Consider the following 21,901-nt stretch of genomic DNA (forward strand, 5'->3'; position numbering starts at 1 on the left):
TGCAACTCGCTGCTGCGCTCCTTGTGCTGACGCAGATAGGACACCGGCCGGGGCTGTTTTGTGACAGCAGATCGGCAAATGTTTCCTATCCACCGTCTGGCTAGGCGTTTTCAGGATTTTCCTAGGAAAAGTCCGTAAGATCTTGGCTACTATGGACGATCCTTCTCATAAACCCATGCCCTCCTGTGTGCCAGACGACTTGGTTCTAGGAGGGCAGCCCCATGTATGAATGGCTCATGATCGGCGTCGGCCTCCTGCTGACCGTCGGTACCGGCCTCTTTGTGGCTTCTGAATTCGCCCTGGTCAACCTGGACCGCAGCGACCTGGAGGCCCGACAGGCCGCCGGGGAAAAGCGTCTTGGTCCCACGATCAAGGCCCTGAAGATCACCTCGACCCATCTTTCCGGTGCCCAGCTGGGCATCACCCTCACCACCCTGCTCTCCGGTTACACCTTTGAGCCGGCCATCAGCGCGCTCCTGCGCGGACCGCTGCTCGGCGCCGGCGTACCCGAGGCAGTTGTCGGCGGCACCGGCGCAGTGATTGCCATCGCCGTCGCCACCCTGCTGTCAATGATCATTGGCGAACTGGTGCCGAAGAACTTTGCCCTGGCGCTGCCCAAGGCAACCGCCAAGGTGGTTGTTCCGTTCCAGGCCGTGTTTACCACTGTCTTCAAACCGGTCATCCTCGTCTGCAACAACACAGCCAACAAGGTCATCCGCTCCTTCGGCATCGAACCGAAGGAAGAGCTCTCCGGCGCCCGCAGTGCCGAGGAGCTCAGCTTCCTGGTCCGGCGGTCGGCCCTTGAAGGCGTCCTGGACCAGGACCACGCAGAGCTGCTGCACCGCACGCTGCGCTTCACCGACCACACCGCCGAGGACGTCATGACTCCGCGCGTGCGCATGGTCGGCGTCCAGGCCACGGACACGGCAGAGGACATCATTGCCACAGCCGTGAACACCGGATACTCCCGTTTCCCGGTCCTGGGCCGGGATTCGGATGACATCCTGGGCGTGCTGCACGTGAAGCAGGCTTTCGCGCTGCCCCTGGAGGCACGCGCCACCACAACGGCGGCAGACGTGATGGTTCCGCCGCTGCGCGTTCCCGAATCCATGGGGGTGGACTCCCTGCTGGGCATCCTGCGCAGCCAGGGGCTGCAGATCGCCGTGGTGACCGATGAACACGGCGGCACCGCCGGCGTCGTCACCCTGGAGGACCTCGTGGAGGAGATCGTCGGCGAGTTGGAGGACGAACACGACCGCGCGCGCGTCGGCGTCGTCCGCACCGGACGCTCGGTGACCTTCGATGCCTCCCTGCGCCCGGACGAACTGCTGGACCGCGCGGGAATCACCGTGCCGGAAGGCGAGGACTACGAGACGCTGGCCGGCTTCGTCACGCACAGCCTGGACCGGATGCCCGAGCTGGGCGATGAAGTGGAAGTCGACGACGGCGTCCTGCGCGTCGAGCGCGTCCTCGGAACGCACGTTGAACGGCTGCGCTTCACGCCAAACCCCGGGTCCGAATCACCGCGCAGTGCGCACGACCGCCTGGTCGACACCCTGACGAAGGAAGCCATCCATGAATGAGTACCTGCCCGGCATCATCTGGCTGTTCGTGCTGCTGGCCGTGAACGCCTTCTTCGTGGGTGCCGAATTCGCCGTCATTTCCGCCCGCCGCTCCCAGATTGAGCCCAAGGCGGCACAGGGCAGCAAGGCCGCCAAGACCACGCTCTGGGCAATGGAGCATGCCACCCTGATGCTGGCCACCAGCCAGCTGGGTATTACGGTCTGTTCGCTGCTGATCCTGAACGTGTCCGAACCTGCCATCCACCACCTGCTTGAAATCCCGCTGGCCAATACGCCGCTGACCCCTGAGGCCATCAGTGTCACGGCCTTCATCGTGGCGCTGCTGCTGGTCACCTTCCTGCACGTGGTTGCAGGCGAGATGATCCCCAAGAACATCTCCTTCTCGGTGCCCACCCGGGCAGCACTGCTCCTGGCTCCTCCGCTGGTGCTCGTGGCCAAGATCTTCAAGCCCGTCATCTGGACGCTGAACTCCATTGCCAACGGTGTGCTGCGCCTGTTCAAGGTGGAGCCGAAGGACGAGGCAACCAGCACCTACACTCTGGATGAAGTGGCCACCATTGTGGAACAGTCCACGCGCGAAGGCGTGCTGGACGACGCCACGGGTGCCCTGACCAACGCCTTCGAGTTCACCTCAAAGACCGTTGCCGACGTCGAGGTACCGCTGGCAGAAATGGTCCTGGTTCCCGCCCAGCCGACCCCGGCTGATATCCAGGAGGCGGTGGGCAGCCACGGCTACTCCCGCTACATCCTGGCAGACGCCGACGGCGGGCTCACCGGCTACCTTCACCTGAAGGACGTCATGGACCTGAACACTCCGGAGAAGTTCAACGCCCCGGTTCCCGCTAAGCGCATCCGCCGCCTTGCTTCGGCGTTCCGCGGCAGCGAGCTGGAAGATGCGCTGGACACCATGCGCCGCACCGGCTCCCACGTGGCCCGGGTCTTCGACGCAGACGGCAACACCACCGGTGTCCTGTTCCTCGAGGACATTATCGAAGAGCTGGTTGGCGAAGTGCAGGACGCAACAACCGTCTAGCCTGCCAAGCTGCCCAAGGGCCGGAACCGCATACCGCGGTTCCGGCCCTTACAGGTTCCACTGTTAGACTCCGGGACATCATGAGGGGAACCATCCGCACCGCAGCTGCCCTGGCTTTGGACGTCCGGGCACTGGCGCGGCTTGTGCTGCCGGCAGTGGGCCTGCTCGCGATTCTCGCCGGGATCCTCGGCATGCACATGGCCTTCGACCCCCAGCCGGCTGCGGAGCACGCGTCCCCGCACGCGGCAGCGGCCGGACCCACGTCCCAGCACTCCCAGGTATCGGTCCCTGACGCCAGTGGCGCGTCCGGTTCCAGCGGGCATCATGCCGACGGCTGTGCGCAGTGCGGCCCCGCGGGGTGCATGGCAGGACTGTGCATACTCTTCCTGCTCCTCGTCAGCCTCGCGGCATTGCTGGACCCGCTCCGACGGCTGATCCGCGGACGGGAGACTACCGGCAGCCCTGGCTTCCTGCCCACCGCCAAGGCACCTCCCCGGGCTCCTTCACTGAATCAGCTCTGCATCAGCCGGACGTAGAATCCCGGCCCCGGCGCAACGCCGGGGCCTCGCCTGCGCGTCCTTCCCCGACGCGCAGGGCTGAATGCACAGTTAGGAATCGATTCCCAGAAGGAACCCACCGTGAACAAGCACGCCCTTTTTCCCACAGCCGCCCTCGCCGCCGGCCTCGTCCTCTCCGGTTGCGCTACCCCTGGCACGTCCGGATCTGCGTCTCCGTCCGCGGACGGCCGGAGCCACCATGCCAGCGAGTCCCCTGACGCCGAGGCTTCGCACAACAGTGCGGACACCATGTTTGCCCAGATGATGATTCCGCACCACGAACAAGCGGTCGTCATGAGCAGCATGATGCTCGACAAGGAGGACCTCGATCCCCGCATCACGGAACTGGCTCGGGAGATCAAGGCAGCCCAGGGCCCGGAAATCCAGCAGATGGAGGACTGGCTGGAAGCCTGGAACGAGCCGCGGGCCCCTCTGGAAGGGCATTCAATGACAATGGACGGGATGCTCGGGGAAGACCAGCTCGCCGCCCTGGAGCAGGCCCGCGGTCCGGAGGCCGCCAGGCTCTTCCTGACGGGGATGATTGCCCACCACGAAGGGGCGGTCGAGATGGCAGAGGAAGAGATCGCAGCCGGAAAGGACGCCGGCGCTGTTGAACTGGCGGAAACCATCGCAGCGACGCAGAACGCGGAGATCACCCGGATGCAGGCCCTGCTTCAGGACCTCTAGACCCTCCCTCCCTCCAAGAACCACTGATTGGAACCGCCATGACTTTGCAACGATCCACCCCCGCCCGCCGCCGTACGGCCCTCGGTGTGATTGCCCTATCCCTGTCCGCTGCCCTGGTTGGCTGCAGTGCGCCCGCCGGCGGCAGCCAGGAAGGAGCCAAACCGCCCTATCCAAGCCATGTCCACGCACTGGCGCTGGAACCCGGGACCACGACGGTGCTGATCGCCTCCCATGAGGGGATCTACGAGGTGGCAGGGAACCAGCTGACGCCTTCCGGAGCGGACATCGATCTGATGGGCTTCGCCGTGGACGCCGGCGGACGGTACCTGGCCTCGGGACATCCCGGGCCCGGGACAGACCTGCCGGACCCGGTTGGCCTGATCAGCTCGGATGATGGCTTGAACTGGACCCAGGTGTCCCTGGCCGGAGAATCCGACTTTCATGCCCTGGCCGCCACCGCAGACGGAATCATCGGATTCGACGGTTCCCTGCGGCAGAGCACCGATGGCTCTGCGTGGACCGATGCGTCCCCGCAGCTTCAAGTCCACAGCCTGGCGGGGTCCCCCGCCGGGACGCTCGCGGTAGCCACCACTGAGGACGGCCCGTACACATCCAACGACGCCGGAAGGAACTGGAAGCCGCTTCCCGGAGCTCCGCTGATCATGTTGGCAGCAGTCACGGACGATGCCCTGATAGTGGGAGTCCTTCCGGACGGAGGAATTGTCACCAGTTCCGACGAGGGCGCCTCATGGACTGCGGCCGGACAGGCTTCCGGATATCCGGTGGCCGTGACGGCGGCAGGCACAGCCGATGATCTGCAGATCTGGGTCATGACGGATTCAGGGCTGCAGCACTCGGCTGACGGCGGGAAGACTTTCACCACACTGGTTCAGGCGCCGGGGGCAGCATCATAGGCTGACTGCAAGGCCCGGGGCGGGAACCTGCCCGCCCCGGGCCTTGCAGCCTAAGTTACCCGCGAGTAACATTGAGCGTGAGCTAATCCACATCTCAAAGAGGAGCAGTACGTGAGCCCACAGAGCCGAGCACGGCAGATCAGGGACGTCGTTTTCGTCGACGGCGTTCGGACCCCTTTCGGACGCGCCGGCGAGAAGGGCATGTACGCCGACACCCGCGCCGATGACCTGGTGGTCAAGTGCATCCGTGAACTCCTGCGCCGCAATCCCTCCCTTCCGCCCGAGCGGGTGGACGAGGTAGCCATTGCCGCCACCACCCAGACCGGAGACCAGGGACTGACCATCGGCCGTACCGCGGCACTGCTGGCCGGACTCCCTCGCACCGTTCCCGGCTTTGCCATTGACCGCATGTGCGCCGGTGCCATGACTGCCGTGACCACCACCGCTTCCGGCATCGGCTTCGGCGCGTACGACGTCGTCATCGCCGGCGGCGTGGAGCACATGGGCCACCACCCGATGGGCGACGGCGCAGATCCCAACCCGCGCTTCGTCACCGAGCGCCTCGTGGACCCGGCCGCCCTGAACATGGGCAACACCGCCGAGAATCTGCACGACCGCTTCCCGGACATCACCAAGGAACGCACCGACGCATACGCTGCCGCCAGCCAGGAAAAGCTCGCCAAGGCCTACGCCGGCAACCAGATCCAGCCGGACCTGGTTCCCGTAGCCACCAAGAAGGCCGGCGCCGGCTGGACCCTCAGCACGGTTGACGAAGGGCCACGCCCGGGAACCACCGTCGAAGACCTGGCGACCCTGCGCACACCCTTCCGCCCGCACGGCCGGGTCACCGCCGGCAACGCCTCCGGCCTGAACGACGGCGCCACCACGGCCCTGCTTGCGTCCGCGGATACCGCTGAGGAACTCGGCCTTCCCGTAAAGATGCGTATGGTCGGCTACGCCTTCGCCGGCGTCGAGCCCGAGGTCATGGGCATTGGCCCGGTACCCGCCACCGAAAAGGCCCTGAAACAGACCGGCCTAACCATCGAGGACATCGGCCTGTTTGAAATCAACGAGGCCTTCGCCGTCCAGGTGCTCTCCTTCCTGGACCACTTCGGCATTGCCGACGACGATCCGCGCGTGAACCGCTACGGCGGCGCGATCGCCGTCGGGCACCCACTGGCTTCCTCCGGCGTGCGCCTCATGACGCAGCTGGCCCGCCAGTTCGAGGAAGATCCCTCGGTGCGCTACGGCATGACCACCATGTGCATCGGCCTGGGCATGGGCGCCACCGTCATCTGGGAAAACCCCAACCACCCCGACTACAACACCGAGTCCACGGAGGCATCGAAGTAATGACCGCACCTGACTACCAGCGCCTGGCCGGACTTTTCCCGAACGAGGTTGTCACCCACTCCTACGTTTCCGACATGGAGCTGCCCGGAGGTGCCGGCACGTTTGCACTCATCACCCTGGACAACGACGTAGACCACTCCCGCCCCACCACCCTGGGCCCGAACACCCTGCTGGAGCTCGGCCGCGTGCTTGACTCACTCAGGGAGCGTGCCGGCAAGGGCGAGATCGTCGGCGTCGGCGTGACCGGCAAGCCGCATTACCTCGTCGCCGGTGCGGACCTTTCGGCAGTAAAGACACTGGCCGAATACGAAGACGGCGTCGCCATGGCAGCCCTGGGCCACGAGGTCTACGGGAAGCTGGGAACACTCGGCGTTCCCAGCTTCGCGTTCATCAACGGCGTGGCCCTCGGCGGCGGGTTGGAGATTGCCCTGCAGTCGGACTACCGCACGGTATCCACCGGCGCCGGTGCACTGGCCCTGCCGGAAGCGTTCATCGGCCTGGTCCCGGGCTGGGGCGGCGTGTACCTGCTGCCGCGCCTCATCGGACCGGAGAATGCCGTCAAGGTGATGATCGAGAACCCGCTCAGCAACAACCGCACCCTCTCCGGTCCTGCTGCCTACAAGCTCGGGATCGCCGATGCTTTGTTCGAACCGGCCGACTTCCTGGAACAGTCCCTTGCCTGGGCCTCCCGGGTGATCACCGGTGCTGAGAGCGTGAACCGTCCCAACGCCGTCGAACCTTCCGAAGTTTCGGACCGCTGGGAAGCCGCTGTGGCAGCCGGCCGGGCATTTGTGGAGGCGCGCACTTCCAATGCAGCTCCGGCCCCGGCGAAGGTGCTGGACATCTTCGAGGCCGGCAAGGACTGGACCCGCGAACAGTCCCGCGAGGCTGAATGCGATGCCCTGGCTGAACTGATGCAGACTCCACAGTTCCAGTCCACCGTGTACGCGTTCCTGGACCTGGTGCAGAAGCGCGGCAAGCGTCCCGCCGGCGCGCCGGACAAGAAGCTCGCCCGCCCCGTGACCAAGGTCGGCGTCGTGGGCGCAGGCCTCATGGCCAGCCAGCTGGCACTGCTCTTCGCCAAGCAGCTCAAGGTCCCCGTAGTGATGACGGACATCGACCAGGAACGCGTGGACAAGGGCGTTGGCTACGTCCACGCCGAGGTGGAGAAGCTGCTCGGCAAGGGCCGCATCTCTGCGGACGCGGCGAACCGCACCAAGGCCCTGGTTACGGGGTCCGTCTCCAAGGAGGCCTTCTCCGACGCTGACTTTGTCATTGAGGCCGTCTTCGAGGAAATGTCCGTCAAGAAGCAGGTCTTCGCCGAGGTGGAGGCAGTCGTCTCCCCCGAGTGCATCCTGGCCACGAACACCTCCTCGCTCTCGGTCACCGAAATGGCAGCGGACCTGCAGCACCCGGAGCGCGTAGTGGGGTTCCACTTCTTTAATCCGGTGGCCGTGATGCCGCTGCTGGAAATTGTGCGTGCCCCGAAGACCGACGACGCCGTGCTGGCCACCGCATTCGTTCTCGCAAAGCAGCTCAAGAAGACCGCCGTGCTGGTGAAGGACGCGGCCGCATTTGTGGTGAACCGCATCCTGGGCCGCATGTTCGGCGAGATCACCAAGGTGTTTGATGAGGGTACCGACGCCGCAACGGCGGACAACGCGCTGCGCCCCATGGGCCTGCCTATGACGCCGTTCAGCCTGCTGGCCCTGGTTGGCCTGCCGGTGGGGCAGCACGTCCAGGAATCCCTGCACGCCGCCTTCGGCGACCGGTTCTATGTCTCGGAAAACTCGCAGAAGCTGATCGACGCCGGCATCAAGTCACTGTGGCAGAAGGACGAGGACGGGAAGCCGTACGTGCCGCAGGAAACCCTTGACCTGCTGTCCTTCGGCGACTCGCCGTCGACGTCCGAGGAAGTCCTGCGCCGCACGCAGGACGGTCTGGCCGAGGAAATCGGCCTGATGCTGGACGAAGGCGTCGTCGCCGGGCCGGAGGACATCGACCTCTGCGTCATCCTCGGCGCCGGCTGGCCGATGCACCTGGGCGGCATCACGCCGTACCTGGACCGCGTTGGAGCATCTGACCGGGTGAACGGGAAGCTCTTCAACGCCGGTGCTGTGCCGGTGGCGGCTTCCTAGCGTTTCTGTTCCACCCGCTTGGCACGCGCCGGGCGGACCGGAACGGCGGCAACGAAATTCCTGTGCTCGCAGAGCTCGCTTGGAGTATTAAAGCCGCCTAACCCGGTCCGTCCGGCGCTTTTGCTGTGCGGAACGGCCGTGCTGCAGCCTGTTCCGGGACTATCAGCATCCTTGCTAAACTTGCACGTATGAGTGCCCGACGCCGCTTCACCGTGCCTGCCTCCACGCAGGTCCTGTCGGCGTACCTCAAGCGGCTTCTGCTGGCCAAACGGGCCAGTGGCACCAACGGCTGGATGAGTTCCTGGGGCACCAACGCGCACGGCGAGATCGCCGGCTGCCCGCCGCCACGTATCTAGGACGCACCTGCGTTCTTGGCCTTCTTTGCTGAGGACGGACAGGTGCACTTTGCCCTGCCCTGATACCACGCGCGAAAGAACCAGCCATGTCCCACTCTTCCCCTGCCCTACCCAAAAACCAGCAGCCGCACGCAATCTGGCGCGGCGTCCATCAAACCCTCGCCAAGGACACTACGGGCGGCGCCCTGCTGTTGGGTGCCACCATACTGGCTCTCATTCTTGCCAACTCCGCGCTCTCGGGCGTCTACGAAGATGTCCGGCAGTTCACCTTCGGGCCTGAAGCGCTGCACCTGAACCTCAGCGTGGCTTCCTGGGCAGCGGACGGCCTGCTGGCCGTGTTCTTCTTCGTCGTCGGGCTTGAGCTGAAGGAAGAGTTCGTCGCCGGCAAGCTCCGTGATCCGCGGACGGCACTCGTACCCATCGTGGCCGCGATCGGCGGCGTCGCCGTTCCTGCGCTGATCTTCGCGCTGATCAACCGGAACTCCGGCGGGGACGCGCTCAACGGCTGGGCGATCCCCGCGGCCACGGACATCGCCTTCGCCGTCGCCGTGATTGCCGTCGTTGGACGGTTCCTGCCACCGGCGCTGAGGACATTCCTGCTGACGCTCGCCGTGGTGGATGATTTGCTGGCGATCTCCATCATCGCTGTCTTCTACACCGACGGCATCGCCTTCCTTCCGCTGCTCGTCGCCCTCCTGCCGCTGGCAGTCTTCGCAGTTCTGGTCCAGCGGGGCGTCCGTTCCTGGTGGATCCTGATCCCTCTCGGCGTGACCGTCTGGACGCTCATTCATGCCTCGGGAATCCACGCGACAGTAGCCGGCGTCCTGCTTGGTTTCATGGTTCCAGTGATCGCCAAGGGCCGTGCCAAGGTCCGGGTGGGAACCAAGGACAACGGCGAGCCTCTCTACGAAGGCATGGCTGCGCATTTCGCTGACAAATGGTCCGTTTTCTCCAGCGCAGTCGCAGTGCCCGTGTTCGCGTTCTTCTCCGCGGGCGTTACCGTCGGCGGCTTTACCGGCCTGTTTGATGCGCTGGGCAGCAGTATCGCCCTCGGCATCATCGGCGGCCTCGTTCTGGGCAAGGCGGTCGGCATCACCGCGGGGACCTTCCTCGTTACCCGGTTCCGCGGCATCACCATCGACAAGTCCCTGGCCTGGATCGATATCCTGGGCATGTCCTTCATCGCCGGTATTGGCTTCACCGTTTCACTCCTGGTCGGTGAACTCTCCTACGACGCCGCAAGTGCTGCATCGGACCACATGAAGGTGGGCGTGATCGTGGGATCCATTATCTCCGCGACTATTGGTGCCGCAATCCTGACTGTGCGGAACCGGCATTACCGTGCCGCCGGATCCGCTGGCGCCGAAGCAGCTGAGTCCCGCCAGTGCTGAAGCTACGAGCCGGCGTCGAGGCCCGTCACCGGTTCGCCCGTGCGGTCATAGACCAGTCGGAGGACACCGGACGGAAAAACCTGCGGTGGCTCCGCGAACGTGAACGCCGCCGGGACCCCGCCGTCGCCTGAGAATATCCGCTTCCCCGTGCCCAGCGTTATTGGATATACAAAGAGGTTCAGCCGATCCAGGATTCCAGCCGCAAGCAGTGATCCGGCGAGGTCTCCACTGCCCACAATATGGATCTCCTTGTAGTGATCCTTGAGCTGTGCAGCCTCCTCCCCGGCCGCCAGTACCGTGGTCCCGTCCCAGCTGGCATTGTCCAGCGTCCGGGAAACCACAAACTTGTCCATCGAATTGAACTTCTCCGCTATGGGGTTGGAGTCCCCGCGCAGCGGCCAGTAGCCCGCGAAGATGTCGTAGGTCCGCCGTCCCAGCAGCAGCGCGTCCATCCGGTTGATTCCTGACATGATCGCCGCGCCGGATTCGGCATCGGCGAAGGCGGCTTGCCAACCGCCGAAGGTAAACCCGCCGGAAGTGTCCTCATCCGCACCCCCAGGGCCCTGATAAACGCCGTCCAAGGTCATGAACAGATCCAGTGCGATGATCCCCACAGTTTCAGTCCCCCTCCTTCCGGCGGACCATCTCCGTAATCCAGATTGGTGCGTACGGCGAGGTGCAGTTCGGCGGCGTGGGATAGTCCTTCAGAACTTCCAGCCGTTCCCCGATTTCCACGGCCCGGGAGCGGAAATCGGGGTGGGCGATGCCGATCTGCGCCAGGCAGGTGTTCATGGCCCATTGGAGCCGGTCCGGAGCCTGCTGCATCTGAGACTCGATCGTGTCCAACAGGGCGCTGAGGTCCAGTCCTTGAGGCGACTTAGCCACCCGGTCGCTCGTCAGCGCCCAGCCGGCACTGGCCACCGCCGGGTCCGCGTCAGCCAACCATGCCACACGCAGTTCTTCGGCATACGGACTATTCTTGATCACGTAGTTCACCAGCCAGTCCTGCACTTTGGGTACGCGGGATCCGCGCAGCATGGTGTCCAGTTCGTCCTGGTCCAGGGATTTGGGCCGGCAGATCAGCAGCGCCAGCAACCGAGCCGCGGTGTCGCCCGTCTGCCAAAGCTGCCGGGACAGGTCCTGCTGCGTCTTCAGCTCTTTGGCGAGGGCGCGGAGCTTGCCGAGATTCACCCCGTGGTCATCGCCGTGCCTCTCATTGATGGCACGCATCTTCGGGTCTTCAAAGGCGGCAAGCCGTTCCATCACCTCAGAGACATCGGTCCTGGTGCCTGTCGCGGGCATGCTGGAGATTCCGTTCATATCCATCGGTGGGATCTCCGGGACCCTGCGGAATCACTGGCGGCCCGCAGGATCCTGTTCCGCAGCGCTACCGCAGCGGGGACGAGCGCCAGACCGGCAAGAAGTCCCAGCAGCATCGCGGGGCCGCCGATCGATTCAACAGACCCGGCGTGGGCGCAGATCCCGGCAACCGTGATGCCCGACAGACCGACGGACGCTGTTAGGGCGTTCGCCGGTGCGACGGCGCGAAGGGTCAGTCCGCCCTCTTCCAGCACGATTGTGACCATGCGCCAGGAGGCCAGCAGTGCCACTTCGAAGCCGGCGACGGCGGTAACGGCAGCGGCGGCGTACGGGACAGCCAGATGCGCGACTTGCGGATACGCGACGGCGTACTCACCCGCCAAACCCGGCAGCAGCACCGTCTGCGACAACAGGGCCAGGAGTCCCAAGGCCACCAGGAGAAAACGGAGGGGCAGTGCTTCCTGCATCGTCATAGGAAAATGCTCGTCAGTCAGGTTCCTGCTGTCAATCGCCTACCGCCCGCCTACTGGCCCACCCTATTTCGGCGCCCTTAGCACACACTCTGGGTGCTAAACGAAAGTTTTGCGCAATTTTTGCACAAGATGAGAGACAAAACTCAAGATCTTGCCCGGCCCTGATGCGTACGGTCTTCTTCCCTTCCCGGCATCTTGGCGGCGGTTGATTAGACCGCCTAGCGTCAAACCACCGTTCTGCTCCATCGGTGAACCCCCACCCCAGGGAACCGACACTTTCAAAGAACTTAGACGCACACCGGAGGAAAGCATGATTGAAACACCACAGGGCACCGGCGGTTCCAAGACACCCGGGCGGTGGCGTGGCCTTGCCGCTGCTGCCGCCCTCGCCGTCGTAATTCCGTTCAGCGGCGCAGTACCGGCAGCTGCAGACGCTAATTTTCCCTCACCGAACGGCAATACGAACATCTCCAGCATCCTGACCTACAACGACGTAGTGTCCCAGCTGCAGAAGCTTGAAAAGACGAGCCGCTTCAACGTCGATGCATTCACGCTTGCGGAGTACGGAACGCAGGTAAACACCTCCGAGCAGGGCCGTGACCTGTGGGTCGCCACGGTCGGCACCGGCCCGGAGCATGTCTGGGTCCAGGGACGGATCCACGGCAACGAGCCCTACGGCAGTGACTCGATCCTCGCCCTGCTCAAGGATCTGGGAACCAACGGATCTCCCGACTACAAGCTGCTCCGGGAAAAGTTCACGTTCCATTTCATCCCGATGTACAACCCTGACGGTTCGGAGGCCAACCTGCGCCAGACCATCCTCTGGGACCAGGAGACGGACACGCCGCGGCTTGGGTCGAACGGGCGTGAGCAGCGGATCGACCTGAACCGGGACTGGACGCCCACCGGGTTCGTGGCGAACGAATCGCTGGCCTTCTATGAGTACTGGACCAGCGTGAAGCCGGACTACGGCATCGACATCCACCATCAGGGCCTCAAGCAAGAATGGGGCACGGGAGACGATGTGAGCCTGTCCCTGGGCATCTCGCTGGCGCCAGGGGGACCAACTCTTCCCGGTATCAAGGACGGTGCCTACGACGTGCTGACCCGCCAGATGCTGGTCCATGTTTATGACGAGCTCTCCGGCTACGGCTACATCAACATGGACCGCTACCAGGTGGGCAACGGCCTGGAGATCGACATCAAGGGCGGCGTGGTTTCGGCCATGATGCTGGGCCTGAACTACCAGGGCATGAATCCGGAGGGCCATTCCAACCCTGTGGTCTTCTTTGAAACCTCCGGCAACACGTCGGACGGCAGCCTCGGCCAGAAGGCACGCGGCAAGAACATCCAGCAGAACGTTCTTGCTATGAAGGAACTGTTGCTTGGCCTCGCCACCGGCGAGGTCCAGCAGGAGGACCCGGAGCGCTGGGGGGAAATCCCTCACCAGCCGGTCACAGGCTACAACACCGACTATGCGGGCACGGTTCCGGTCCCGTAAATTCTGCGCTCAGGAGGCCCTGCGGCATTCCACCGCGGGGCCTCCTGTCTGCTGTCCGTCCGGCGTCTGTACCTACCCCCGTGTGGCCCTGCGCCTGCTGAGAGTTTCCCTGGGCTCCGATAGGGTGACGCTGTGATCACGAACCCGGAGGCGCCGGCCGAACCCGGAACAACTCAGCTCAGCCGTTCGAGCGCAGCGGCCAGGTACGGTGCCGTCCGCGACGTCTCGCACGCTGCCACGTCATCGGCTGTGCCGGAGCAGACAATCCGTCCGCCGTCGTCTCCACCGGCTGGCCCCATGTCGATCACCCAGTCCGCAGACGCCACCACATTCATCGAGTGCTCAACTACCACCACGGTATTTCCGGCCTCCACCAGCCGGTTCAGCTGGGCCAGCAGCAGCTGGACGTCCTGCGGGTGCAGGCCGGTGGTCGGCTCGTCCAGCAGGTAGAGGGTGTGTCCGCGCCTGGCGCGCTGAAGCTCAGTAGCGAGCTTGATGCGCTGTGCCTCGCCCCCGGAAAGTTCCGTGGCGGGCTGGCCGAGCCGCAGGTACCCGAGTCCGACGTCCAGCAAGGTGCTCAGGCTGCGGGCTGCCGCTGGAACGTCGGACAGGAACTCTGCCGCCGTCTCAACCCGCATGCCCAGGACATCCGCAATGGACTTGCCCCGGTAGGTGATCTCCAGGGTCTCCTCGTTGTACCGGGCGCCGTGACAGTCGGGGCAGGGACCGTATGTGCCTGGCAGGAACAGCAGTTCGACGGCGAGGAATCCCTCGCCCTGGCAGGTTTCACAGCGGCCGCCAGCCACGTTGAAGGAGAATCGTCCGGCGTTGTAACCGCGCGCACGTGCTTCGTCTGTCCCGGCGAAGAGCTTCCGGACGTGGTCGAAGAGACCCGTGTAGGTGGCGAGGTTGGACCGCGGTGTCCTCCCGATGGGACGCTGGTCCACTTTCACCAGGCGGTCCAGGTGTTCAAGGCCCTGTATGCGCCGCACCTGGACACCGGAGTCGGCGCTGCGCGCATCCGCCGCACCGTCGTCATCCTCGGCTTCCGGCGGAGCCCCGTTGACCTGGGTGCCCACGGCCTCTGCCAGGACCTGGCTGACCAGGGTGGACTTACCGGATCCGGATACCCCGGTGACTGCCGTGAGCACACCCAGCGGGATGTCGGCGTCGAGCTCCCGCAGGTTGTGCCGCGAAATGCCCTTCAGGGACAACCAGCGCTCGGCACGGCGACGCGCCGGGGAGATTTCTTCGGCTTCACCGAAGAGGAAGGGCCGGGTGGCGCTCTCCGTCACCCCAGCCAGACCCGCGACCGGGCCGCTGTAGAGCACGGTTCCGCCGCCGTCGCCGGCCTGCGGACCGACGTCGACAATCCATTCGGCGCTGCGCACCACGTCCATGTTGTGCTCAACCACGAACACCGAGTTCCCGGCGTCCTTCAGCTCCTGCAGGACGGCCAGCAGCGGTTCGGCGTCGGCCGGGTGCAGGCCAGCGGAGGGTTCATCCAGCACGTACACCACACCGAACAGGCCGGAGCGCAGCTGCGTGGCGATGCGCAGCCGCTGCATCTCGCCGGGCGAGAGCGTCGGCGTGGCGCGGGACAGGCTGAGGTAGCCCAGGCCCAAAGAAATCAGGATCTCCAGCCGGGAAAGCAGGTCCCGGGTGATGGTGACGGCAACCTCAGTGTCCTCATTCGACGCCGCGGACCGGGACGCCGTGCCCGCCGCCTTGAGTTCCGCCGTCGGCCGGATGACTTCTGCCAGCTCGCCGAGAGTCGCTCCGTTGAGTTCGGCGATGTTCCTCCCGGCGAAGGTGACGGCAAGCGCCTCCGGACGCAGGCCCGCCCCGCCGCAAACCGGGCAGGGGCCGGAGACCATGTACTCCAGGACACGTTCGCGCATCTTTGCGCTCCCGGAGTCAGCCAGGGTGTGCAGCACGTAGCTGCGTGCGCTCCAGAACCGGCCCTTGTAGGGCTTGGCTACGCGGTCGCGCTGCGGGGTAATGGTGACAACAGGCTGTTCTTCCGTGAAAAGGATCCAGTCGCGGTCCTTCTTCGGCAGTTTCCGCCAGGGCACATCGACGTCGTACCCAAGATGGATCAGGATGTCCCGCAGGTTCTTGCCCTGCCAGGCCCCGGGCCAGGCGGCAATGGCGCCCTCCCGGATGGTCAGGGACGGGTCCGGAACCAGGGACTCTTCCGTGACGGTGTGGGCAATGCCCAGTCCGGAGCACTCACGGCACGCACCGGCAGCGGTGTTGGGCGAAAAGGCATCGGAGTCCAGGCTGCCGGGCTGGGCATTGGCCGGGTAGGTACCGCCCCGGGAGAAGAGCATCCGCATTGAATTGGACAGTGTGGTGAGCGTGCCCACCGTCGAACGCGAACTGGCCGTACCGCGGCGCTGCTGGAGCGCGACGGCGGGAGGCAGGCCCGTGATGGCCTCCACCTTCGGATTGTGGCCCTGGGAAATCAGGCGCCGGGCGTAGGGGGCAACCGATTCGAAGTACCGTTTCTGTGCCTCCGCGTAGATGGTGCCGAACGCCAGTGAAGACTTGCCGGATCCCGAGATGCCGGTGAACGCGACAATCGAGTCCCGGGGAACATCGACGTCGACACTGCGCAGGTTGTTTTCCTGCGCACCGCGGACACGGACCATGCCGCGGCCGGCGGGATCGGGCGTGGGTCTGGGAGCGGACTGGACATCGGTTTTAGTGCTCACCCATCGACGCTAACAGGCAGTGTGCTTCCAAATCTGCGAATCCGGCTTGGTTTCACCAACGGCGTGATCAGCGCGCAACCGGATAGGTTGGAAACCATGAAGGACCAGATAGACCAGATCCTGGCTCAGTGGACGGCGGAACGGCCGGATCTTGATGCTTCCCCCATGGCCGTAGTAGGCCGGATCTCCAGGGTGTCGCGGAAAGTGGATACCCGGCTGGCAGCGACCTTTGCCTCACACGGCCTCGACGCGGCTGCTTTCGACGTCCTTGCGACCCTGCGCCGCTCCGGCGCCCCATACACCCTGAGCCCGTCTGAGCTGGCGGCCAGCACCATGGTGACCTCCGCCGCCATCGCACAGCGGCTGAACCGGCTGGAAGAACGCGGACTGGTCTCCCGTACCAAGAACACATCCGACGGGCGGGCCAAGCGCGTGGCCCTCACAGTGGAAGGCCTCGCCCTGGTGGAGCGGGCACTGCCGGACCATCTGGAGACTGAGGAAGGGATCCTCGGTGGGCTAAGCCCGCAGGAACGTGACCTCCTGGCCGGCCTGCTGGCCCGGATTGAGGCAACTCTGGACCAGCAGTAGTCTCCCCTCCGCGGCGGCACGGCAGTCTGCCGCCCCTTGGCCACATCGCCGGAGCTGTACAACCTCCCGCCTGCACTGGTTGAGTACCGGGCATGGCTTCACGAAGCAGCACTTCCGTCTGGCCCGCAGTGCACGAGGAACGCCGCGCACTGCTTGCGGACTTGGCGGACCTGCCCGAGGATGGCTGGCAAACGCCGTCGTTATGTCCGGGCTGGAGCGTCCACGACGTCCTGGCGCATCTCGTGGACACCGCACTCACCACCCGGCTGGGATTCCTGCGCGGCATGGTCACCGCCCGGTTCGATTTCGACCGCAGCAATGACGCCGGCATACGAAAGCACCGCGGAAACAGGCCGGCTGAAACGCTGGCAGCGTTTCGCTTGGTCCAGCAGCGGACGAGCGGACCCCCGGCGCCCCTCGCCACCCGCCTGGTGGAGGCAGTGGTCCACGGCGAGGACATCCGACGGCCCCTGGGAATCGACCGCACCTATCCCCTCGACGCCGTTACCGAGGCGCTGACCCACCAGGCAGAAACATCAGTGAAGCTGGGCGGCGGCAGGGAGCTGGTGGAAGGCCTGAGCCTGACGGCGGACGACGGCGCCTTCCGGCACAGCAGCGGCGCTGAGGTCCGCGGTTCCTCCCTGGCACTGCTGCTCGCGGTCTCCGGGCGGCCAGTTGGGGATGATGAGCTTTCCGGATCGGGTGCGGGCACGTTCCAGGAGCGCCTCTCAGCCAGGAGGAGCGCCTAGCCGTTCGGCGTCGGCCATGGCATCGCGAACTTCGGGCCGGCCGCATCCTGTGTGGCAATAGCGCTGTTCCGAAGGCTTCCCGGAAATCCTGTGCTGCGATAACGCTGTTACGCCGCTCGGGGAAGGACGTTACTGCGACACTGGACGGCCAGACGGACCCCAACCGACGTTACTGCGACACAGGACGGCAGAGCAGGCCGGTTGCCAGGAAGGGGCCGCAGGTCTGTAAGGCCGGCGGGCTGGGAAAACGCCTCCGGCCTTACAGAAAGAACGCCTAGAACAAAGCAACCTTCGGCGTCTGCGGGAAAATCCGGTCCAGTTCTTCAAGGTCCTTCTCCGACGGCACCCAGGAGGCTGCCTCAGCGTTCTGCTTCACCTGCTCCGGCTTCGTGGCTCCGGCGATGACGGAGGAAACCGATGGCCGGGATGCCAGCCAGGAGAACGCCACCTGCACCTCGGTCAGACCGCGGTCCCGGGCAAAGTCGCCGAACTCGCGCAGCTGGTCGTAGTCGGCGTTCTCGAGCAGGTTGGTGCGCGAGTGCGTCAGGCGGCTTCCCTCGGGCGCCTGTCCGGAACTGTATTTGCCGGTGAGCAGTCCGTTGGCGAGCGGGAAGTACGGCAGTACGCCAAGCCCGTAGGCTTCGGCTGCAGGAGTGACTTCCAGTTCGGCGCGGCGGTCCAGCAGGTTGTAGTGGTTCTGCGCCGAGATGAAGCGGGTGCTGCCCTTCATGCGCGCCGTGAATTCTGCTTCGGCAATCTGCCAGCCGGTCCGGTTTGAGTGCCCGATGTAGCGGACCTTTCCGCTGGCCACGAGGTCTTCGAGCGCAGCGAGTGTTTCGTCGATGGGCGTCAGCGGGTCCGGGGTGTGGAACTGGTACAGGTCGATCCAGTCAGTACCGAGCCGGCGGAGGGAAGCCTCAACGGCGGTCACGATGTAGCGGCGGGAACCCCGTGCACCGAAGTCGGGGCCATTGGCTCCCTGCATGTCCATGCCGAACTTCGTAGCCAGGACAACGTCCCCGCGGCGGGAGCCCAGGGCCTTGCCCAGCCGGATTTCGCTCAGTCCGGGTTCTGCACCGTAAATATCAGCCGTATCGAACAGGGTAATTCCCGCGTCAATCGCGGCATGAACGACGGCGTCCGTTCCCTCCTGGGATTCGGTTGCGGTGCCGCTTCGGCCCAGGTTGTTACAGCCCAGCCCAACCGCTGAAACGGTGAGGCCGGAATTGCCAAGTCTGTTGTAGGTGGTCATCCTGTAACGCTATCAATTGACGCTGCGCGGATTGGCTGCGACAGGCTAGGACCCGAAGACGCTCATGGGGCCGTTGGGGCTGGGCGGCTTGTCCGTCTCGAGGATGTACTGGATGGGAATGGGGCCGGTGGGAAGCAGCCCGGGGTAAATGCTCTCGTGGTTCCGGCGCCGCGGATGGTTGCCGTTCTGGCGCAGCTGGCGCGCAAACGCTGTTGATGAGACAGGATCCTGCTGGCCCTGCTCACACCAGATGATGTACATCCCGTACAGGTCTGCGGCCGGGGTGGCTTCGCTCTCGCTAAGCCCGGTGATGGTGCATTCCTGGAGAAAGTCCGTAACGGGACCGGATTGTGCCTGTTCCATACCTCCGACACTAGCCACGCTCCCCTGCGGCTGGGAAGAGTCCCTAGGATGAACTCTTGCCGTCGCTGCGCAGGTAATCTTCAAGGCTCACCGGCGCTGTACCGGTGAGTTCCGCGACGTCGTCAGTTACCCGGTCCATCTCACCGGTGGCGATGGCAGCGTAGCTGGTGGCCCAGGCAAGGGCCTGCCACTGCGAGGCTCCCGCCGCGAGGCGTGATTCAACGGCTTCGTCCAGGGATTCCGCGTAGTAGGTGATGTGCTGCCCCGTTACACGGGAGAGAATCTCAGCTACCGCCGACATGGACAGGGTCTGGGGCCCGGTGAGCGTATAGGTCCGGCGGGCATGCGGCACGGGGGCGGCCAGGATCCGGGCAGCCGCCCGCGCGACGTCGGTCCGCGCCACCGGGGCGAACCGCCCGTCGCCCGCGGGGCCGCGGATCACGCCGTCGCGCCCCACGAAGGAGGGAAGTATGTCCTGGTAGAAGGCATCGCGCAGGAACGTGAACTCGAGGCCCCGTTCGCGGATGTACTGTTCGGTGTCCCAGTGGTCGCGGCCCAGGGTGAAGACATCGTTCTCCGAGGCCCCCATGAATGAGGTGTAGACGATATGCCGTACCCCGGCGTCAACCGCAGCGTCGACGAACGTGCGCTGGTCCTGGGCGCGGTAGGGGTTCTCGGCCGCGGAGACCATAAAGAGGGTCTGCGTTCCCCTCAGTGCCCGCTCGGCATGTTCCTTGTCCGCGTAGGACACCGCGAAGGTGGGTGTGTCCGGCTGCTGCGGAACCCGGGCGGTATGCCGCGCCAGCAGGCGCAGGGGTATGCCCTGTTCCGCCAGCAGCTGCGCCACCATGCCGCCGAGCGCGCCGGTGGCTCCCGTAACGGCGAGGGGAGGTAGGTTGTTCGGCATTGGCGCCACCTGCTTTCCTTGCCCCGCCGGGCCTGCGGAGCTTACTTGATCTTGGGTATCTGTCCTGTCGGGGCCTGCTGTCCGGGCAGCGGCCGGGCGAAGGGAACCTTTGTTCCCAGCACCTGGGCCACGACGTCGTTGGCTACCTGGCGGGCCGTGAGGCCTACGCGCTCCATGACTTCGGCACGCGTCCCGTGATCCAGGAATTCCACCGGAAGCCCTACTTCGTTCAGGGCGGTGTCCACTCCCGCGGCGCGCATCTCCTGGCGGATCCTGGAGCCGACTCCCCCGGCGCGGACGCCGTCCTCGATGACGATGACGATCCGGTGTTCGGCCGCCATGCAGACGATCGAACGGGGAACGGGAAGGACCCAGCGCGGATCAACCACGCTGGAGCTGATTCCCTGGTCGCCGAGGCGGTCCGCCACTTCGAGCGCCATTTCGGCCATGGCACCCACGCTGACAATCAGGACGTCGTTGCTGGCATCGCCGGAGGGACGGCGGGCGAGGATGTCCACGCCGTCCTCGGTGCGTTCTTCAGCCTCGACGTCCGGGCCGACGGTTCCCTTGGAGAACCGGACAACGCTGGGGGCGTCGGAGATCGCAACGGCCTCGCGGAGTTCTTCCCGAAGGCGGGTGGCATCGCGGGGAGCTGCCAGGTGCAGTCCCGGGACGATCTGCAGCATGGACATATCCCACATGCCGTGGTGACTGGCGCCGTCGGGCCCGGTGACGCCGGCACGGTCCAGGACGATGGTGACCCCGGCCTTGTGCAGGGCGACGTCCATCAGCAGCTGGTCGAAGGCGCGGTTCAGGAACGTTGCGTAGAGCGCGACGACGGGGTGCAGTCCCCCGTAGGCCATGCCCGCGGCCGAGGTGAGGGCGTGCTGCTCGGCGATGCCGACGTCGAACACACGTTCCGGATGCTTCTCGGCCATGCGGTGCAGGCCCACCGGGATGAGCATGGCACCGGTGATGCCCACAATGTCCTTGCGCTCATCGGCGATGTCTGCGATCTCGCTGGCGAACACGGAGGTCCAGGACTGTTTTCCACCGGCCGACACCGGCGCGCCGGTCTCGGGATCAATGACGCCGACGGCGTGGAACTGGTCCTCCACGTGTGCGCGGGCCGGGGCGTAGCCGTGACCCTTTTCGGTCATCGCGTGGACGATCACCGGTCCGGCGAAGTTCTTGGCCTTTTCCAGCGCCTGCTCCACGGCTTCGAGGTCATGGCCGTCGATCGGTCCGACGTACTTCATGCCGAGGTCTTCGAAGAGGCCCTGGGGCGCCCACCAGTCCTTGACGCCCTTCTTGGCCGCGTGGAGGCTGTGGTACGCGAACCGGCCTACCGGTCCCCCGTTCTGCAGCCGGCCCTTCCACCAGTCCATGGTGTTCTCATACATGTGGTGGGTTCGCACGGCGTCGATGGTCGGCCGCAGCGAAGCAAGGTAATCGGCGACGCCGCCGATCGTGGGTGCGTAGGAGCGTCCGTTGTCGTTGACCACGATCACCACGCGCCGCTTCTGGTCTGCGGCAATGTTGTTGAGCGCTTCCCAGGCCATACCGCCGGTGAGGGCGCCGTCGCCCACCATGACCACGGTGTAGCGGTCACCTTCGCCGTTCAGCTGGCGTGCGCGGGAGATACCGTCGGCCCAGGAGAGGGAGGACGAAGCGTGGGAGCTCTCCACGATGTCGTGCACGGACTCAGCCCGGGACGGGTAGCCGGAAAGCCCGCCCTGCTGGCGCAGCGTGGAGAAGTCCTGCCGTCCGGTGAGGATCTTGTGCACGTAGGACTGGTGCCCCGTGTCGAAGACGATGCTGTCCCGCGGGGAATCGAAGACCCGGTGGATGCCCATGGTCAATTCAACGACACCCAGGTTCGGTCCCAGGTGCCCGCCGGTCTGGGCCACATTCGTGATGAGGAAAGTGCGGATCTCTTCAGCCAGCGCTGAGAGCTGGGAGTTGCTCAGCTTGCTGAGGTCCCGTGGATCACGGATGGTTTCCAGAAGTCCCAAGAGG

20 protein-coding genes are annotated in these 21,901 nt (G+C 65.2%); 12 read left to right on the forward strand and 8 right to left on the reverse strand.

Features of this window, described 5'->3' with window-relative positions:
* Positions 1-221 precede the first annotated feature (221 nt).
* The 9 genes from ACSLGO_RS12810 (at position 222) to nhaA (ending at position 10,012) form a co-directional block, all read left to right on the forward strand.
* Positions 222-1,583, forward strand: a complete 1,362-nt coding sequence (locus ACSLGO_RS12810) for a hemolysin family protein (RefSeq protein ID WP_436401249.1) — start codon at positions 222-224, stop codon at positions 1,581-1,583.
* A complete protein-coding gene (locus ACSLGO_RS12815; protein WP_152274339.1) occupies positions 1,576-2,616 on the forward strand; it encodes a hemolysin family protein in 1,041 nt (346 codons plus the stop codon). The genes ACSLGO_RS12810 and ACSLGO_RS12815 overlap by 8 nt, the downstream gene beginning before the upstream one ends.
* Positions 2,617-2,696: 80 nt before the next feature.
* Positions 2,697-3,152, forward strand: a complete 456-nt coding sequence (locus ACSLGO_RS12820; RefSeq protein ID WP_091605418.1) for a DUF6153 family protein — start codon at positions 2,697-2,699, stop codon at positions 3,150-3,152.
* A gap of 102 nt (positions 3,153-3,254) precedes the next feature.
* Positions 3,255-3,860: a DUF305 domain-containing protein gene (locus ACSLGO_RS12825; RefSeq protein ID WP_436401250.1), complete on the forward strand. Its 606-nt coding sequence runs from the start codon at positions 3,255-3,257 to the stop codon at positions 3,858-3,860.
* Positions 3,861-3,898: 38 nt separating this feature from the next.
* Positions 3,899-4,774 (forward strand): F510_1955 family glycosylhydrolase, encoded by an 876-nt coding sequence (locus ACSLGO_RS12830; protein WP_436401251.1) that lies wholly within the window; start codon positions 3,899-3,901, stop codon positions 4,772-4,774.
* 111 nt (positions 4,775-4,885) lie between these two features.
* Positions 4,886-6,127: a thiolase family protein gene (locus tag ACSLGO_RS12835; RefSeq protein ID WP_263128836.1), complete on the forward strand. Its 1,242-nt coding sequence runs from the start codon at positions 4,886-4,888 to the stop codon at positions 6,125-6,127.
* Positions 6,127-8,265, forward strand: coding sequence for a 3-hydroxyacyl-CoA dehydrogenase NAD-binding domain-containing protein (locus ACSLGO_RS12840; protein ID WP_436401252.1), 2,139 nt, complete (start codon positions 6,127-6,129; stop codon positions 8,263-8,265). Before ACSLGO_RS12835 ends, ACSLGO_RS12840 begins: the two co-directional genes overlap by 1 nt.
* 188 nt (positions 8,266-8,453) lie before the next feature.
* The gene (locus ACSLGO_RS12845) at positions 8,454-8,621 is read left to right on the forward strand and encodes a hypothetical protein (RefSeq protein WP_377956233.1); all 168 of its coding nucleotides are present in this window, start codon (positions 8,454-8,456) and stop codon (positions 8,619-8,621) included.
* Positions 8,622-8,707: 86 nt separating this feature from the next.
* Complete coding sequence (gene nhaA, locus ACSLGO_RS12850; RefSeq protein ID WP_325786428.1) at positions 8,708-10,012, forward strand: Na+/H+ antiporter NhaA; 1,305 nt, start codon at positions 8,708-8,710, stop codon at positions 10,010-10,012.
* Between the two features lie 2 nt (positions 10,013-10,014).
* Here the strand turns inward: nhaA and ACSLGO_RS12855 are convergent, their stop codons facing one another.
* Genes ACSLGO_RS12855 through ACSLGO_RS12865 form a run of 3 tightly spaced genes read right to left on the reverse strand, consistent with a single transcriptional unit; the run spans position 10,015 to position 11,805 of the window.
* Complete coding sequence (locus tag ACSLGO_RS12855) at positions 10,015-10,626, reverse strand: dihydrofolate reductase family protein (RefSeq protein WP_436401253.1); 612 nt, start codon at positions 10,624-10,626, stop codon at positions 10,015-10,017.
* 4 nt (positions 10,627-10,630) lie between these two features.
* Positions 10,631-11,314, reverse strand: a complete 684-nt coding sequence (locus ACSLGO_RS12860; RefSeq protein WP_436401254.1) for a DNA alkylation repair protein — start codon at positions 11,312-11,314, stop codon at positions 10,631-10,633.
* A gap of 14 nt (positions 11,315-11,328) precedes the next feature.
* On the reverse strand, positions 11,329-11,805 hold the full coding sequence (locus tag ACSLGO_RS12865) for a hypothetical protein (protein WP_436401255.1): 477 nt from the start codon (positions 11,803-11,805) through the stop codon (positions 11,329-11,331).
* A 310-nt stretch (positions 11,806-12,115) separates the two neighbouring features.
* Between ACSLGO_RS12865 and ACSLGO_RS12870 the strand changes: the two genes are divergently transcribed.
* A complete protein-coding gene (locus tag ACSLGO_RS12870) occupies positions 12,116-13,306 on the forward strand; it encodes a M14 family zinc carboxypeptidase (protein WP_436401256.1) in 1,191 nt (396 codons plus the stop codon).
* A 173-nt stretch (positions 13,307-13,479) separates the two neighbouring features.
* Here the strand turns inward: ACSLGO_RS12870 and uvrA are convergent, their stop codons facing one another.
* A complete protein-coding gene (gene uvrA, locus ACSLGO_RS12875) occupies positions 13,480-15,960 on the reverse strand; it encodes an excinuclease ABC subunit UvrA (protein ID WP_436401287.1) in 2,481 nt (826 codons plus the stop codon).
* 159 nt (positions 15,961-16,119) lie between these two features.
* On the opposite strand from uvrA, the gene ACSLGO_RS12880 reads away from it, so the two are divergent.
* The gene (locus tag ACSLGO_RS12880; protein ID WP_436401257.1) at positions 16,120-16,611 is read left to right on the forward strand and encodes a MarR family winged helix-turn-helix transcriptional regulator; all 492 of its coding nucleotides are present in this window, start codon (positions 16,120-16,122) and stop codon (positions 16,609-16,611) included.
* A 92-nt stretch (positions 16,612-16,703) separates the two neighbouring features.
* Positions 16,704-17,360: a maleylpyruvate isomerase family mycothiol-dependent enzyme gene (locus ACSLGO_RS12885; protein ID WP_436401258.1), complete on the forward strand. Its 657-nt coding sequence runs from the start codon at positions 16,704-16,706 to the stop codon at positions 17,358-17,360.
* A gap of 274 nt (positions 17,361-17,634) precedes the next feature.
* Here the strand turns inward: ACSLGO_RS12885 and ACSLGO_RS12890 are convergent, their stop codons facing one another.
* The 4 genes from ACSLGO_RS12890 to dxs are packed head-to-tail and all read right to left on the reverse strand — an operon-like array spanning position 17,635 to position 21,897.
* On the reverse strand, positions 17,635-18,612 hold the full coding sequence (locus tag ACSLGO_RS12890; protein ID WP_091605460.1) for an aldo/keto reductase: 978 nt from the start codon (positions 18,610-18,612) through the stop codon (positions 17,635-17,637).
* Between the two features lie 45 nt (positions 18,613-18,657).
* Positions 18,658-18,975 (reverse strand): winged helix-turn-helix domain-containing protein, encoded by a 318-nt coding sequence (locus ACSLGO_RS12895; RefSeq protein ID WP_263128825.1) that lies wholly within the window; start codon positions 18,973-18,975, stop codon positions 18,658-18,660.
* 43 nt (positions 18,976-19,018) lie between these two features.
* A complete protein-coding gene (locus ACSLGO_RS12900; RefSeq protein ID WP_433123476.1) occupies positions 19,019-19,882 on the reverse strand; it encodes an SDR family oxidoreductase in 864 nt (287 codons plus the stop codon).
* Positions 19,883-19,923: 41 nt separating this feature from the next.
* The gene (gene dxs / locus ACSLGO_RS12905; RefSeq protein ID WP_436401259.1) at positions 19,924-21,897 is read right to left on the reverse strand and encodes a 1-deoxy-D-xylulose-5-phosphate synthase; all 1,974 of its coding nucleotides are present in this window, start codon (positions 21,895-21,897) and stop codon (positions 19,924-19,926) included.
* Between the last annotated feature and the right edge of the window lie 4 nt (positions 21,898-21,901).

Origin of the sequence: Arthrobacter sp. IK3 (assembly GCF_051337705.1) — a bacterium.
Taxonomy (GTDB): domain Bacteria; phylum Actinomycetota; class Actinomycetes; order Actinomycetales; family Micrococcaceae; genus Arthrobacter_B; species Arthrobacter_B koreensis.